The sequence below is a fragment of the Pseudomonas sp. Pseusp16 genome, from assembly GCF_047324915.1.
GTDB lineage: Bacteria > Pseudomonadota > Gammaproteobacteria > Pseudomonadales > Pseudomonadaceae > Aquipseudomonas > Aquipseudomonas fluorescens_CD.
The window spans coordinates 1251210-1265310 of the sequence record NZ_CP168522.1 but is presented as its reverse complement, the minus strand read 5'-3'; the positions used below and the strand labels follow the sequence as shown (position 1 = coordinate 1265310).

Genomic DNA, 14101 nt, shown 5'->3' with positions numbered 1-14101 from the left:
GATATGCGTCTATTGAAATCCATGGTCCCGCTCGCGCTGGCAGCGCTGTTCAGTGCCGGTGCCCAGGCTCAGGCACAAGTCAGTGTCTACAACTGGACCGACTACATCGGCGAAACCACCCTCGCCGACTTCCAGGCCAAAACCGGGATCAAGGTGATCTACGACGTATTCGATTCCAACGAAACCCTGGAGGGCAAACTGCTTGCCGGTCGTACCGGGTATGACGTGGTGGTGCCGTCGAACCACTTCCTCGCTCGCCAGGTGAAGGCCGGTGCGTTCCTCAAGCTCGATCGCGAGCAACTGCCGAATTTCAACAACCTCGACCCGAAACTGCTGACGCTGCTGGAAAAAAACGATCCGGCCAACGCGCACTCGGTGCCGTACCTGTGGGGTACCAATGGCATCGGCTATAACGTCGACAAGGTCAAGCAGGTGCTGGGCATCGATCACATCGATTCCTGGGCCGTGCTGTTCGAACCGGAAAACATCAAGAAGCTCAGCGCCTGCGGCGTGTCGATGATGGACTCGGCGGACGAAGTGTTCCCGGCGATTCTCAACTACATGGGCATGGACCCGCGCAGCGAAAACCCCGAGGACTTCAAAAAGGCCGAGGCCAAGCTGCTGCAGATCCGCCCTTACATCACCTACTTCCACTCCTCCAAGTACGTCTCGGACTTGGCCAACGGCGACATCTGCGTAGCGTTCGGTTACTCGGGCGACGTGTTCCAGGCCGCCAACCGTGCCAAGGAAGCAAAAAACGGTGTAAACATCGCCTACGCCATACCCAAAGAAGGCGCCAACCTGTGGTTTGACCTGCTGGCCATCCCCGCCGACGCCAGCAATCCGAAAGAAGCCCACGCCTTCATCAACAACCTGCTGGACCCGCAAGTGATCGCCAAGGTCAGTGCGTCGGTCGGCTATGCCAACCCGAACCCGGCCGCCAAGCAGTACATGGACCCTGAGCTGGTCAGCAATCCCGAGGTTTATCCATCCCAGGCAGTCCTCGACAAACTCTACATCTCCACCACGCCGCCGCAGTCGATCATGCGCCTGATGACCCGCTCGTGGAGCAAAGTGAAGTCCAACAAATGAATCAGTACACCAAGGAACACGCCCTCTCCTATTACGCGGCGTCCGCCAAGGGCATGAAGCAGCGTCCCGCGCTGGCCTCGGACCTTGAAGCCGATGTCTGCGTGGTCGGCGCGGGTTTCACCGGCATCAACACCGCCATCGAACTGGCCCAGCGCGGGCTCTCGGTGGTACTGCTGGAGGCCCGGCGGATTGGCTGGGGTGCCAGCGGGCGCAACGGCGGCCAGTTGATTCGTGGTATCGGCCATGACGTCAGCGGTTTCGCCAAACACATCGGCGCCGATGGCGTGCAATACCTGGAACACGCCGGGACCGAGTCGGTGCAAGTCGTGGCCAATCGCATCCGCGAACACGGCATCGATTGCGACCTGCGCTGGGGCTTCTGCGAACTGGCCAACACCCCGGCACACTTTGCCGGGTTGAAGGCCGAGCACGCCGAACTGCTTGAGTCCGGTTACGCTCATGAAACCCGCTTGATCGAACCTGACCAGATCCGCGAGCACGTGGTGAACTCCGGCGTTTACGCCGGCGGCCTGGTAGACATGGGCTCGGGCCACCTGCATCCGCTGAACCTGGCACTCGGCGAAGCGCAAGTCGCCGAATCCCTTGGCGTGCAGATCTTCGAGCAGAGCCCGGTGCTGGAGCTGATCCACGGCAGCACCGTGCAAGTACGCTGTGGCGGTGGCACGGTGCGTGCGGGCACGTTGGTGCTGGCGTGCAATGCCCATCTGGAAGAGCTGGAACCGAAACTCAGCGGCAAAGTGCTCCCGGCGGGCAGCTACATCATCGCCACCGAACCCCTGTCAGAAGACGCCGCCAGACAACTGATCCCTCACAACGTCGCTTTGTGCGACCAGAAAGTCGGCCTGGATTACTACCGGCTCTCGGCTGATCGGCGCTTGTTGTTCGGCGGCGCCTGTCATTACTCCGGGCGCGATCCTTCGGACATCGCTGCCTACATGCGCCCGCAGATGCTCAAGGTCTTCCCGCAACTGGCCAGTGCGCGCATCGATTTTCAGTGGGGCGGCATGATTGGCATCTCGGCCAACCGCTTCCCGCAGGTCGGGCGCTTGAGCCAGCACCCGAACGTGTACTACGCCCAGGGTTACTCCGGCCATGGCCTGAACGTGACTCACTGGTGCGCCAGGCTCTTGGGCGAAGCGATCAATGCCGGCCACAGCAAAGGCTTCGACGTGTTCAGCGCCGTGCCGCACATGACCTTCCCCGGCGGGCGTGCCCTGCGCTCGCCACTGCTGGCCCTTGGCATGTTCTGGTATCGGATGCGGGAAATGCTCGGCTGAAACAATCATCCTGTGGGATCGCCGCACCGCCGCTCCCACTCTCACTCGATTCCGTTGTTTCGACTTTCGATTTGCTCAATTGCAAGGCACTTCTATATTGAGGGGGTGCTCTGAATTTCCTGCCTTCTGTTGAGCCTGGCCCATGGCAACTACTGATCAGCTGATCATCTGCGAGCACTGCGACAGCGTGTACCAGAAAGTAACGCTCGCAAAACATCAGAAAACCCTGTGTACGCGCTGCGGCGGTGTGCTTCAACGCTATAACGGCCTCACGGTCGAACAGCGTCTTGCGCTGACCTTCACGGCGTTGATGCTATGGCTGTTCACCAATTTCTATCCGGTGATGAGCATCAGCCTAAAAGGCATGAAAAACAGTGCGACCCTGTGGGACTCGGTGTTGGCCCTGAGCCTGGGGCCCATCACATTCATCGCCATGGTGGCGGCGATCGCCATGATCATTGCGCCGATCTTCCAGTTGTTGCTGCTGATCTGGGTGTTGGGCTTCGCCCTCGCCCGGCAACGCTCGCCCGGGTTCAAATTCTGCATGCGCTGGCTGGAAGCCTTGCGGCCCTGGAGCATGCTCGAAGTCTGCCTGCTGGGCGCCATGGTTGCCGTGATCAAACTCGCCGGACTGCTTGATGTGCTGCCCGGCATAGGGCTGTTTGCCCTGGCTGCGCTGAGTCTGATGATGATCCGCATCGCCGGGCGCGATATCCGCGACTTATGGGACATTTTATGAGCACGCCTCCGTACGCCGACGAGCTCAACCTGTGCCTGTGTCACAGCTGCGGGCTGGCCTGCGACATGACTGACGACCCTCACGAATGCGAACGCTGCGGCGCACCTTTGCACCGACGCAAAACCAATTCGCTGGCCCGGACCTGGGCCTACATGATCGCCGCCCTGGTGTTTTACATCCCGGCCAATTTGCTGCCGGTGATGAACACCGAAATGGTCGGCAACGGTTCCGACAGCACGATCATGAGCGGCGTGCTGGAGTTCTGGGAAGCCGGCGCCTGGGACATTGCCCTGATCATTTTCATTGCCAGTATCGCGGTGCCGGGCGTCAAGTTCGTCGCCATCACCTTGCTGCTGGTCACCGTGCACCGCGACAGCGAGTGGGCGCGCATGGAACGATCGAAGCTGTACCGGTTCGTCGAGGTCATCGGCTACTGGTCGATGCTCGATGTGATCGTTGTCGCCCTGGTGGCCTCGCTGGTGAAATTCCAGGCCCTGGCCGACATCGAACCGCGTCCGGGCATTCTGTTTTTTGGTCTGGTTGTGGTGTTCACCATGCTGTCGGCGATGAGTTTCGATCCACGCATGATCTGGGATAAAGAACGCGAAAACCCAAACAATGAGGAGGTCACGGATGAAGTCACAAGCCACTGACGGGCCGCAAGCCCCCGGGCCGGCGCCGATCAAGACCCGCCGCTTCAGTGTCTCGCTGGTCTGGATCGTCCCGATCGTGGCGGTGCTGGTGGGTATTTCGCTGGTGGTTCACAGCATGCTGCAGGAAGGCCCGACCATCATTGTCACGTTCAAGACCGGGGACGGCCTGACCGCGAATAAAACCGAGGTCAAATACCGTAATGTCGTGATCGGTCATGTCTCCGATGTGGAATTGAGCGATGACCAGAAGAGTGTCAACGCCACCATCAAACTGGCCAAGCAGGCCGAAAGCTTTACCCGCGAAGATTCGCAATTCTGGGTCGTGCGACCGCGAATTGGCGCTGGCGGTGTATCCGGTATCGATACGCTGCTATCGGGAGATTACATCGGTGCCGATATCGGCCAGGCCAACGGCCGGGCAAAAAACTTCAAGGGGCTGGAAAACCCGCCGCCCATCACCTACGGCGAGCCGGGCAAGCGTTTCACCCTGTTCACACAGGACCTGGGGTCGCTGGATATCGGCTCTCCGGTTTACTACCGCAAGATCCCGGTGGGTCAAGTGGTGGCCTATGCACTGGACCCGGACGGCAAGGGCGTGAACATAGAACTGTTCATCCATGCACCCAATGACAAATACGTCACCGAAAACACCCGTTTCTGGAACGCCAGCGGTATTGACGTGAACGTCGGTGCCAATGGTTTTGCGGTCAAGACCGAATCGTTGTCTTCCTTGCTGGTGGGCGGCATTGCCTTCCGCGCGCCAGACTACAGCCCTGACGATAAACCTGCTGCGGCAGAATATGCCTACGAGCTGTTCGACGACCAACAAACCGCCCTCGCCCCGCCAAACGGCAAGCCGCAGTACCTGGCCATGCGATTCGACCAGGCACTGCGCGGGCTCAAGGTGGATGCTCCGGTAGAGTTCCTCGGGGTGGAAATCGGCAAGGTGGTGGCGGTGAATCTGGATTACGACGAGAAAAAACGTTCCTTTCCGGTCAACGTCGGCATTGTGATCTACCCGCAACGCCTGGGCCAGGCCCACATCAAAATGCTCAAGGCGCTCAGTCATGATCCCAATGACGAAGCCGGGGGTGTGCGTCTGATGGGCACCTTTATCGACAACGGCCTGCGGGCCCAGGCCCGCACCGGTAACTTCCTGACCGGCCAGTTGTACATCTCCCTGGATTTCTACCCCAAGGCAGAAAAAGTCGCTTTCGATGCAAACGCACGCCCGGTCGTGATTCCGACCATTCCGGGCAGCCTCGAGCAATTGCAGGAAAAACTCGAATCCATGGTCGACAAGCTCAACAAACTGCCGATCGAGCGTATCGCCGGCAACCTGGATGGCAATCTCGTCGAACTGCGCAAAGGCATGATGCAATTCAACGGCAAGATCCTGCCTGGCGTGCAATCCACCTTGTCGGATGTCAGCAAGACGCTGGAAACGGCCAATTCGACCCTGCAATCCGCCAGCACGACCTTGGCCGAGGACTCGCCGCAACGGGAAAAACTGGGGCAGACCCTGGATGAACTGGGACGCACGTCGAGATCCTTGCGTGATCTTTCGGATTACCTGGGACGGCATCCGGAATCGCTGGTTCGCGGCCGTCCGAACAATGCCGCCCCGATGGATCTGCAAGGGCCACCGCGCAATTGAACACAGGAGCATCACCCATGGCTTTACCGCTGAAGTTAACCCTGGTCACCGCGGTGTTGCTGCTCGCCGCTTGCCGCAGTGACCCGATTCAATTTCACACCCTGACACCGACCCAGTCCGGCGATCATTCGAGGACCACCGTCGGGGTGATTCAGATCGAGACGATCAGCGTGCCGCCCCAGGTCGATCGGGCGCAGATTGTCATTCGCCAGAGCAACAGTGGCCTGGCAATCCTGGAAACCCAGTGGTGGGGTGCGACCCTTGTGGACGAATTGCGCAATGCGCTGGCCGATCAATTGAGCAACAGTCCGGTACAAGGCAAATATTCGGTGCGGGTCGATGTGCAGCGTTTTGACTCGGTCCCCGGTCAATACGCATTGATGGACGTGAAATGGCGCCTGCGCAGTGCCGGTACAGGCGACACGGAACGGGTGATTTGCCGCAGCACCTTGCAAACGCCGTCAGGCGCGAGCATCGACGACCTGGTGCTTGCCCAGCAAAACAACGTCAAGCGCCTGGCCGCGCTGATCAGCCAGGCTGCCACCAGACCACAGGCGAACTGCCCTTCGCCCTGAACAGCCTTTTCACGCTTCCCGGACTAACGGCGGCAGGTTCGCCGTTAGTCCCATCCCATACGCCCATCTGTTTCCCGCTGTCATTCCACGCTTGAGCAATAGATAACAATTCCCAGTAACAAACTAATTAGCCGCTGGAGTCTCTTCTGCAAATTTTTCACATTCCTTTCACCGTTCTGACAGCTGTGCAGATTTAACTTGGGCCGCAGTTAACTCGCTGAACCTGGTCTCGGCGGTCATTTTTCGCGCTGTTTCAGGGTTTGTTTAACAACACTTCCCCGGCGCTCCAATTGGTGGACAAACTTGGTCAACTCCGTCTCGCGTAAAACATCTTCGCGCCTGTCCAGATCGGTCGTGGCCATTGGTGCACTGACCGTTGCCGTGCTGGTCACCGGTTTTGTCCTGTGGCCGAAATCACCGACCAACCTGGCCCAGGAAGGCGCGCAAGCCCGGGCCCAATTGCTGCAACAATGGGGTGCCGGCGAGATCGCGGTGCTGGTGCGTCATGCCGAACGCTGCGACCGCTCCAGCAATCCTTGCCTGGGCCCGGCCGATGGCATTACCCGAGCCGGCAGTGAGGCGGCGGCGGGTGTCGGGCAAGGCTTGGCGCGCCTGGGTTTGACACACACCGACATCCTGACCAGCCCCGTTACGCGCACCGTGCAGACCGCGCATTACATGTTCAACAGCGACCCACGGCCCCAGGAGTGGCTGGCCACCTGCGGCACGACCCTGCGTAACGACGTCGTGGCGCACAAGGTGGCCCATCGCAACCTGGTGCTGGTGACTCACAGCGGTTGCATCGCTGACTTTGAAAAGCAGACCGGCTTCAAGCATTCGGCGAAGGACGCCGAGTACGGCAGTTCGTTGTTTGTCCGCATCGATGGCAATGGCCAATTGCAAGTTCTCGGCATTGTAAATGCGGAAGACTGGAATACCCTGTTGCAAGAAAAAAACTGAGTCATTACCTATCGAAAACATTAGTAACAAGTTACTTCAATGCAGACTGAATGAAGCCTGAACAGAATAGCGAGAAGTGTGATTAAACTTCTCGCCGTTCAATATCATTCCGTTTTTCTCTCTCGCAAGTTGTACATCACACTTAAACCAGCCATCTAAGCGCCAAGGTCGAGACATGACGTCAAATCAGCCACTGCCAGATTTTGCTGGCCATTCTTCCCGCCTGCACACACCAACAGCACCTGCCAATGAACGCTGGATGCTGTTCGCCTTGGTACTGGCGTTCATCGCGTTCTACTTGCTACCGCTGATGAGCCACGGCTTGTGGATTCCGGATGAAACCCGATATGCCCAGATCAGCCAGGAAATGCTGCAGGGCGGGAACTGGGTCTCGCCGCACTTCATGGGCCTTCGTTATTTCGAGAAGCCGATTGCCGGGTACTGGATGATCGCCATCGGTCAGGCAGTGTTTGGCGACAATCTGTTCGGGGTACGCATCGCATCAGCGCTGAGTACCGGGCTGAGCGTATGGCTGACCTGGCTGATTGCACGCCGGTTCTGGGGCGATCCGCGCAAAAGCTTTGCCTGCGCACTGTTGTACATGAGCTTCGGACTGATTGCCGGTCAGGCCGGGTATGCCAACCTCGACCCGCAGTTCACCCTCTGGGTCAACCTGAGCCTGGTTTCCCTGTGGTTTGCCATCGACAGTCGGACCACTCGCGCCCGCCTGGGATCCTGGGCAGTCCTGGGTATCGCCTGCGGCATGGGCTTCATGACCAAGGGCTTTCTGGCCTGGCTGCTGCCGGCGGTGATAGCCCTGCCCTACATGATCTGGCAGCGTCGCATCGGCGAACTGTTGCGTTATGGGCCACTGGCTGTTGTGGTCGCCGCGGCAGTCTGCTTGCCCTGGGTAGTGGCCATTCATCATCAGGAACCGGATTTCTGGAATTTCTTCTTCTGGAACGAGCACGTACGCCGCTTCGCCGCCGACAATGCGCAGCACGCCCGTCCGTGGTGGTTCTACCTGCCGATGCTGGTCGTTTCCGCCCTGCCCTGGACCGCGTTGTTGCCGACAACGTTCATCCAGGCCTGGAACAACAAGCGTCAGCCCGTCAGCGGTTTTCTCCTGCTCTGGCTGTTGTTGCCATTGGCGATATTCAGCATGAGCAGCGGCAAGTTGCCGACTTACATCATGCCGTGCCTGTTACCGCTGGCGCTGCTGATGGGCAATGCGCTGACCAGCCTGCTGCAACAGGCACGGGGACGGACGATTCGCGTCAACGGATGGCTCAACGTCGTCATTGCCACGACAGCCCTGGTTGCCTTGTTGTACCTGCAACTGAGCAAAGGGATTTTCGAAAAAACCGAGATGTTCAGCCTGTCCCTGGCGTTCATCGTGTTGCTGGGCTGGATCATCGCCAACGCCCTGCAAATCCTGCGGCCATTGACATTATGGGCGATGCCGGCCCTCGGCATCTGGCTACTGGTGGCTCTGCTTCCCGCCGCCATGCCGGGCCAGATTGTCGACAGCAAGATGCCCGACCGGTTTATCTCCGAACACCTGGACAGCCTGAGCCAGACCACCTCGCTGTTGAGCAACGACCTGGGTGCAGCCTCGGCCTTGTCGTGGCTGACCGGGCGACCGGAGGTGGCGCTCTACAATGTCGTCGGCGAGCTCAAATACGGCCTCTCGGATCCGGCCGCGGCCTCGCGCAAAGTGACCCTGCATGACATCGGGCAATGGATGTCCGAGGCACGTAAAAAAGGCTCGGTCGGGGTGGTGATGAGGGTCAACAGCGTCGATGAAATCCAGGAAGTCGAGGCGTTGCCAACCGACGGCAAGCGTTATCAGCGCGGCAACCTGCAGGTCCTGATCTTCCCGCAAATCCAGCCCTGACAACCGAGACGAGAAAAACCGAGTGGCCAAACCGGCCTCTCGGTTTTTTTCGTTTCTGCCAGGTGCCATCGAGCGGATCTTCATGGGCGGGGGTGTTCAGCACAGCGGCAAGGCCGGAGCGGGTCAATCTGCGAGACTTGAAAATCGTGATCAGCGCCATCCATGACCTGAATCAGGCGCTACGCTTTGCCGATCAGCTATTGGTCATTGCCGAGGGCACGACAAAAGGCAGCCAGGGGCAGCGTCATATTCTGCTCGGCGACATCGTTTGATCGACGAGTCGAACCACAGTGGGCTCAGTGCTGCTAATCTGAATGAAAATTACATGTATTAACGGTTTTTTTTACGTTATTTTCTCATTTGGATCTCTACATTCCCTGCAATTCAAAATATGCAAATGATTCGCATTGGTCTACAGGCGATTCAATGCCCATGATTTTTCAAAAAAACGCACCAGGAGCAGCCCGCAGAATGTTTCCCAACATCCCTTCGTTCTTGAAAAAGGCCCTGCTGGCCACCGCTTTGCTGAGCGCTGGCCAGGCCTATGCAGCCGACTCCGTCGGCATCGTAGTGTACAACGCGCAACACGAAGGCCTGACCAAGGCCTGGGTCGAGGGTTTTACCCAGGAAACCGGTATTCCCGTTACCTTGCGTAATGGCGACGACACCGAGATGGGCAACCAGATCGTACAGGAAGGTGCAGCTTCTCCGGCGGACGTGTTCCTGACCGAAAACTCCCCGGCCATGGTCCTGGTCGACAACGCCGGGCTGTTTGCGCCTGTCGAAAAGGCCACGCTGGAGCAGATTGACTCCGCCTACCGTCCGGCCCACGGCAAATGGGTCGGGATTGCCGCGCGCTCCACGGTGTTCGTGTACAACCCGAGCAAACTGTCGGCAGCCAATCTGCCGAAATCGATCATGGACCTGGCCGATCCAAGCTGGAAAGGTCGCTGGGCCGCATCGCCAGGCGGTGCCGACTTCCAGGCCATCGTCGCTGCCATCCTGGAACAAAAGGGTGAAGCCGCCACGCTGGATTGGCTGAAAGCGATGAAAACCAACTACGCCAACTACCGTGGCAACAGCTCCGTACTCAAGGCGGTGAATGCCGGGCAGATCGACAGTGGCGTGATCTACCACTATTACAGCCTGGTGGACCAGTCCAAGACTGGCGAAAACAGCAAGAACACCGCCCTGCACTATTTCAAGCACAAAGATCCGGGCGCTTTTGTTAGCATCTCCGGCGGCGGCGTCCTCGCCTCCAGCAAACACAAAGAACAAGCCCAGGCGTTTCTCAAATACATTACCGGCAAGGATGGCCAGGCCGTCCTGAAAAACGGCAAGTCGTTCGAGTACGCCGTGGGCAAGAACGCTGAATCCAACCCTAAACTGGTGCCTCTGCAGCAACTCGATGCGCCGACTGTCGATGCTTCCAAACTCGACAGCAAAAAAGCCGTGGAGCTGATGACACAGGCCGGACTGCTCTAATTGATGCCTGAAACCCTGCCTGTGGGTGTCGCCGAGGCGACACCCACACAATTGCGCCGACGATCCCGCGGAGTCTTTGCGGGACGTGGCGGTGTATGGGTGATCGGTTTGTCGGTGCTGGTTTCCTTACTGGCACTGCTACCGATCGCTTACGTTATTGGCGTGTCCCTGCAGACAGGCTGGTCAACCGTGGTGACCCTGGTGTTCCGCCCCCGGGTGGGTGAACTGCTGGTCAACACCGTGTTGCTGGTGCTGCTGACGATTCCCTTGTGCGTGGCGCTGGGGGTGACGCTGGCGTGGCTCACGGAACGCACGAATTTGCCGGGGCGGCGCTGGTGGTCGTTGCTGGCCACCGCACCGCTGGCGGTGCCTGCGTTCGTTCACAGCTACGCCTGGGTCAGCCTGGTGCCACCGATTCACGGCTTGTTTGCCGGTGTCCTGGTCTCGGTCATCGCTTACTTCCCGTTCTTGTATTTGCCGGTGGCGGCTACCTTGCGCCGACTTGACCCGGCCATCGAAGACGTCGCCGAATCCATGGGGCTCAAACCCTGGAAAGTGTTTTTCCGCGTGGTGTTGCCACAATTGCGCCTGGCGATCTGCGGCGGCGCCTTGCTGGTCGGTCTGCACCTGCTGGCCGAATATGGCCTGTATGCCATGATCCGCTTCGACACCTTTACCACCGCGATCTTCGATCAGTTCAAGTCGACCTTCAACGGCGCAGCGGCGCACATGCTGGCCAGTGTGCTGGCACTGTGTTGCCTGGCAATGTTGACGGCCGAATCCGCCGCCCGGGGCTCCGCACGTTACGCTCGCGTCGGATCGGGAAGCGCCCGGGAACAACGGGTGGTCATCCTGAAAACCACTTCAACGATGCTGTCGTTGGCCCTGCAAACCGTGACCTGCGCCCTGGCCCTGGGTGTTCCACTCATCACCCTGGGCAAATGGCTCATCGCTGGCGGTGCGGAAGTCTGGGACATGGCCGAGTTGTTGCCCGCTCTGGAGCAAACCCTGCTACTCGGCGTCGCCGGCGCGGCGCTGACCACCTGCGCGGCGATCCCGATTGCCTGGCTGTCGATCCGCTACCCCGGCCGAATGCAGCGGGTACTGGAAAGCTGCAACTACATTACCAGTTCCTTGCCCGGAATTATCGTGGCGCTGGCGCTGGTGACCGTCACGATCCATTTTGCCCGGCCGATTTACCAGACCACCTTCACCGTGCTGCTGGCGTACCTGTTGATGTTCTTGCCCCGCGCCCTGGTGAGCCTGCGCGCAGGCATTGCCCAGGCCCCGGTGGAACTGGAAAACATCGCCCGCAGCCTTGGCCGCTCGCCAGCCCGGGCCCTGTGGCTGATCACCTTGCGCCTGGCCGCTCCGGGGGCTGCCGCCGGTGCGGCGCTGGTGTTCCTGGCAATCACCAACGAACTGACCGCCACCCTGCTGCTGGCCCCTAACGGCACGCGCACGCTGGCAACCGGATTCTGGGCCATGACCAGCGAAATCGACTATGCCGCTGCTGCGCCCTACGCCTTATTGATGGTTGTGCTGTCGCTTCCGCTGACCGGACTTCTTTATCACCAATCGAAAAAAACGGCTGGCCGATGAACACTCTTGAATTGAATGCCCTCTACAAGTCCTATGGCGCCCATTGCGCTCTGGACAACGTCAGCCTGTCGGTGCCAAGCGGCAGTCGCACAGTCATCGTCGGCCCTTCAGGCTCTGGCAAGACCACGTTGCTGCGGATGATTGCCGGCTTCGAATTCCCCGATTCCGGGCGTCTTTCGCTCAATGGCCAGACCCTGGTCGACGGCACCCACGAAGTGCCGGCGCATCAACGCCTGATCGGCTACGTGCCACAGGACGGCGCACTGTTCCCGCACATGACCGTGGCGGCGAACATCGGCTTTGGTTTGTCCATCAAGGGCAATGAAAAGCAACATCGGGTTGCTGAACTGATGGACAGCGTGGCACTGGACGCGAAGATGGCCGAGCGTTGGCCTCACGAGTTGTCCGGCGGCCAGCAACAACGAGTGGCCCTGGCCCGGGCGTTGGCGCAACAGCCACGGCTGATGCTGCTGGACGAACCGTTCTCGGCGCTCGACACCGGATTGCGCGCCGCTATGCGCAAGATGGTTGCGCGGCTGCTGGAAGACGCGGGCGTCACCACCATTCTGGTCACCCATGACCAGAGTGAAGCCCTGTCGTTCGCCGACCAGTTGGCGGTGATGCGTCATGGCCGACTGGTCCAGTCAGGCCATCCACTGGACCTGTACCGCTACCCCGAAGACGAACAGACCGCCCTGTTCCTGGGGGATGCCGTGGTCATGCCCGCACGCATCGAGGCTGGCTGGGCCCATTGCGACCTGGGGCGAATCCCGGTCAACAACCACCGCAACAACAAGTCCGCGCAAATCATGCTGCGCCCTGAACAGTTGCAACTGGCCAGCATCCTCCCCAGTGACCCGGAAGCCAGCGGTTGCCGGGCCGTGGTCACCGATCGGGACTTCAGCGGCAACACCTGCACGCTGACGGTGGAACTCCAGCCACTGACCAGCCGCGAGCAACCGGGTCGATCACTGCTGGTGCGCAGTTCAGGCATGTATGCGCCACCCGCAGGCAGCTCGGTTCAGGTCTCGACCATTGGCCACGCCCATGTGCTGAGCGAGATGTGATCGGTCACAGATCGAATCGGTCCACCGCCCGACGCCGCTCGTTGTCGTCGCGCACATCGTAGTTGGCCGTGGTCTGGATGTTGCTGTGGTGTGCCAGTTTCTGCGCAATCGACAGGTCATGCTCTTCGATCACCCGGGTTATGAACGAACGCCGGAAATCGTGGGGCATGATTTTCACTCCGACCTGCGCGCCCCGTTGCCGGGCGATGTAGTAGATCGCATGTTTGGTGATGCGCTCACGGGTGATATGGCTGCCACGGCGGATGCGGTTGAACAGGAACGGGTCATCCGATTCTCCTTCCTTGAGCAACGAACGGCGCAGCTCAAGCCAGGCTTCAAGCTTGGCGAAGGCCCAGGCCGGGGCGTACTTGATCAACTGTTTGTTGCCCTTGGCCGTCACCCGCAGGCTGCGCTCGGTGAAATCGACCTGATTCAACTCCAGGTTCACCGATTCGGACTTGCGCATCCCCGAGCCGTACAGTATCCCGATGATCGCGGCATCCCGCAGGCCTTGCGGCCTCGGGTCGGCGGCGCAGACCGCCATCAGTTCCTGAATCAGCGTCCGCCTGAGATTGCGCCCCTGGGACAGCCGTGTACCGGCCATGCCCTTCACCGTACGCATCTTCAACAGATGTTCCTGGGAGATCAGGCTCATGCGCCACGCTTCGTTCATCACCCCGCGCACCGCGTTGACATACAGCGAGGACGTGTTGGGCGCATAACCGTCGGAACGCAAAGTGGCCACCAGTGCGATCACGTCTTCGGGCTGCAAGTTGTGCCAGGATATTTCCTCGATATCGTGGTCTTCGAAGCCCAGGCGGTCGGCGGCATCCTGCAGCACGTAACGCATGGTCAGTTGGCTGGACGGCGCCAGTCGCGCCAGATACAGGGTCAGCGGATTGGTGAGGGGTGTGCGTGAATCAGTTACAGGTAAGTCAATCAAACGAAACGGCCTTGAATGTAAACAGTTCAATGAAACAACTAAGAAGTGAAATAACGATGATATAAAAGACAATACGCTTGTAGGACTTTTCCTAAAAAACGAGATAAACGGAAGAAGTCTGAACAGCAGCTTA

Annotated in this window: 12 protein-coding genes and 1 pseudogene; 12 read left to right on the top strand and 1 reads right to left on the bottom strand. The window is 59.5% G+C overall.

Features of this window, described 5'->3' with window-relative positions; all coding sequences use genetic code 11:
• Positions 1 to 3 precede the first annotated feature (3 nt).
• The 12 genes and pseudogenes from ACEN8Q_RS05495 to ACEN8Q_RS05440 all read left to right on the top strand — a co-directional run bounded on the left by ACEN8Q_RS05495 (position 4) and on the right by ACEN8Q_RS05440 (position 13025).
• The gene (locus ACEN8Q_RS05495; RefSeq protein ID WP_413704675.1) at positions 4 to 1092 is read left to right on the top strand and encodes a polyamine ABC transporter substrate-binding protein; all 1089 of its coding nucleotides are present in this window, start codon (positions 4 to 6) and stop codon (positions 1090 to 1092) included.
• Positions 1089 to 2390, top strand: coding sequence for an NAD(P)/FAD-dependent oxidoreductase (locus tag ACEN8Q_RS05490; RefSeq protein ID WP_413426713.1), 1302 nt, complete (start codon positions 1089 to 1091; stop codon positions 2388 to 2390). The genes ACEN8Q_RS05495 and ACEN8Q_RS05490 overlap by 4 nt, the downstream gene beginning before the upstream one ends.
• A gap of 142 nt (positions 2391 to 2532) precedes the next feature.
• On the top strand, positions 2533 to 3129 hold the full coding sequence (locus ACEN8Q_RS05485) for a paraquat-inducible protein A (RefSeq protein WP_413426711.1): 597 nt from the start codon (positions 2533 to 2535) through the stop codon (positions 3127 to 3129).
• Positions 3126 to 3782 (top strand): paraquat-inducible protein A, encoded by a 657-nt coding sequence (locus ACEN8Q_RS05480; protein ID WP_413426709.1) that lies wholly within the window; start codon positions 3126 to 3128, stop codon positions 3780 to 3782. Before ACEN8Q_RS05485 ends, ACEN8Q_RS05480 begins: the two co-directional genes overlap by 4 nt.
• The gene (locus tag ACEN8Q_RS05475; protein WP_413426707.1) at positions 3763 to 5439 is read left to right on the top strand and encodes an intermembrane transport protein PqiB; all 1677 of its coding nucleotides are present in this window, start codon (positions 3763 to 3765) and stop codon (positions 5437 to 5439) included. Before ACEN8Q_RS05480 ends, ACEN8Q_RS05475 begins: the two co-directional genes overlap by 20 nt.
• Before the next feature lie 17 nt (positions 5440 to 5456).
• Positions 5457 to 6014 (top strand): membrane integrity-associated transporter subunit PqiC, encoded by a 558-nt coding sequence (locus ACEN8Q_RS05470; protein WP_413704674.1) that lies wholly within the window; start codon positions 5457 to 5459, stop codon positions 6012 to 6014.
• 303 nt (positions 6015 to 6317) lie between these two features.
• Positions 6318 to 6974: a histidine phosphatase family protein gene (locus tag ACEN8Q_RS05465; protein WP_413426703.1), complete on the top strand. Its 657-nt coding sequence runs from the start codon at positions 6318 to 6320 to the stop codon at positions 6972 to 6974.
• 175 nt (positions 6975 to 7149) lie between these two features.
• On the top strand, positions 7150 to 8871 hold the full coding sequence (arnT, locus tag ACEN8Q_RS05460) for a lipid IV(A) 4-amino-4-deoxy-L-arabinosyltransferase (protein ID WP_413704673.1): 1722 nt from the start codon (positions 7150 to 7152) through the stop codon (positions 8869 to 8871).
• A 143-nt stretch (positions 8872 to 9014) separates the two neighbouring features.
• Positions 9015 to 9143: pseudogene (locus tag ACEN8Q_RS05455) on the top strand (ABC transporter ATP-binding protein); the annotation flags it as partial.
• Between the two features lie 199 nt (positions 9144 to 9342).
• The gene (locus ACEN8Q_RS05450; RefSeq protein ID WP_413426699.1) at positions 9343 to 10356 is read left to right on the top strand and encodes an iron ABC transporter substrate-binding protein; all 1014 of its coding nucleotides are present in this window, start codon (positions 9343 to 9345) and stop codon (positions 10354 to 10356) included.
• 3 nt (positions 10357 to 10359) lie between these two features.
• Entirely contained in the window at positions 10360 to 11958 is a 1599-nt protein-coding gene (locus ACEN8Q_RS05445; protein ID WP_413426697.1) for an ABC transporter permease, read from the top strand.
• On the top strand, positions 11955 to 13025 hold the full coding sequence (locus ACEN8Q_RS05440; RefSeq protein ID WP_413426695.1) for an ABC transporter ATP-binding protein: 1071 nt from the start codon (positions 11955 to 11957) through the stop codon (positions 13023 to 13025). The genes ACEN8Q_RS05445 and ACEN8Q_RS05440 overlap by 4 nt, the downstream gene beginning before the upstream one ends.
• Positions 13026 to 13029: 4 nt before the next feature.
• Here ACEN8Q_RS05440 and xerC read toward each other — a convergent pair whose 3' ends face one another.
• Positions 13030 to 13968 carry a tyrosine recombinase XerC gene (gene xerC, locus ACEN8Q_RS05435; protein ID WP_413704672.1) on the bottom strand — a complete coding sequence of 313 codons (939 nt, stop codon included), beginning with the start codon at positions 13966 to 13968 and terminating at the stop codon, positions 13030 to 13032.
• Positions 13969 to 14101 lie beyond the last annotated feature (133 nt).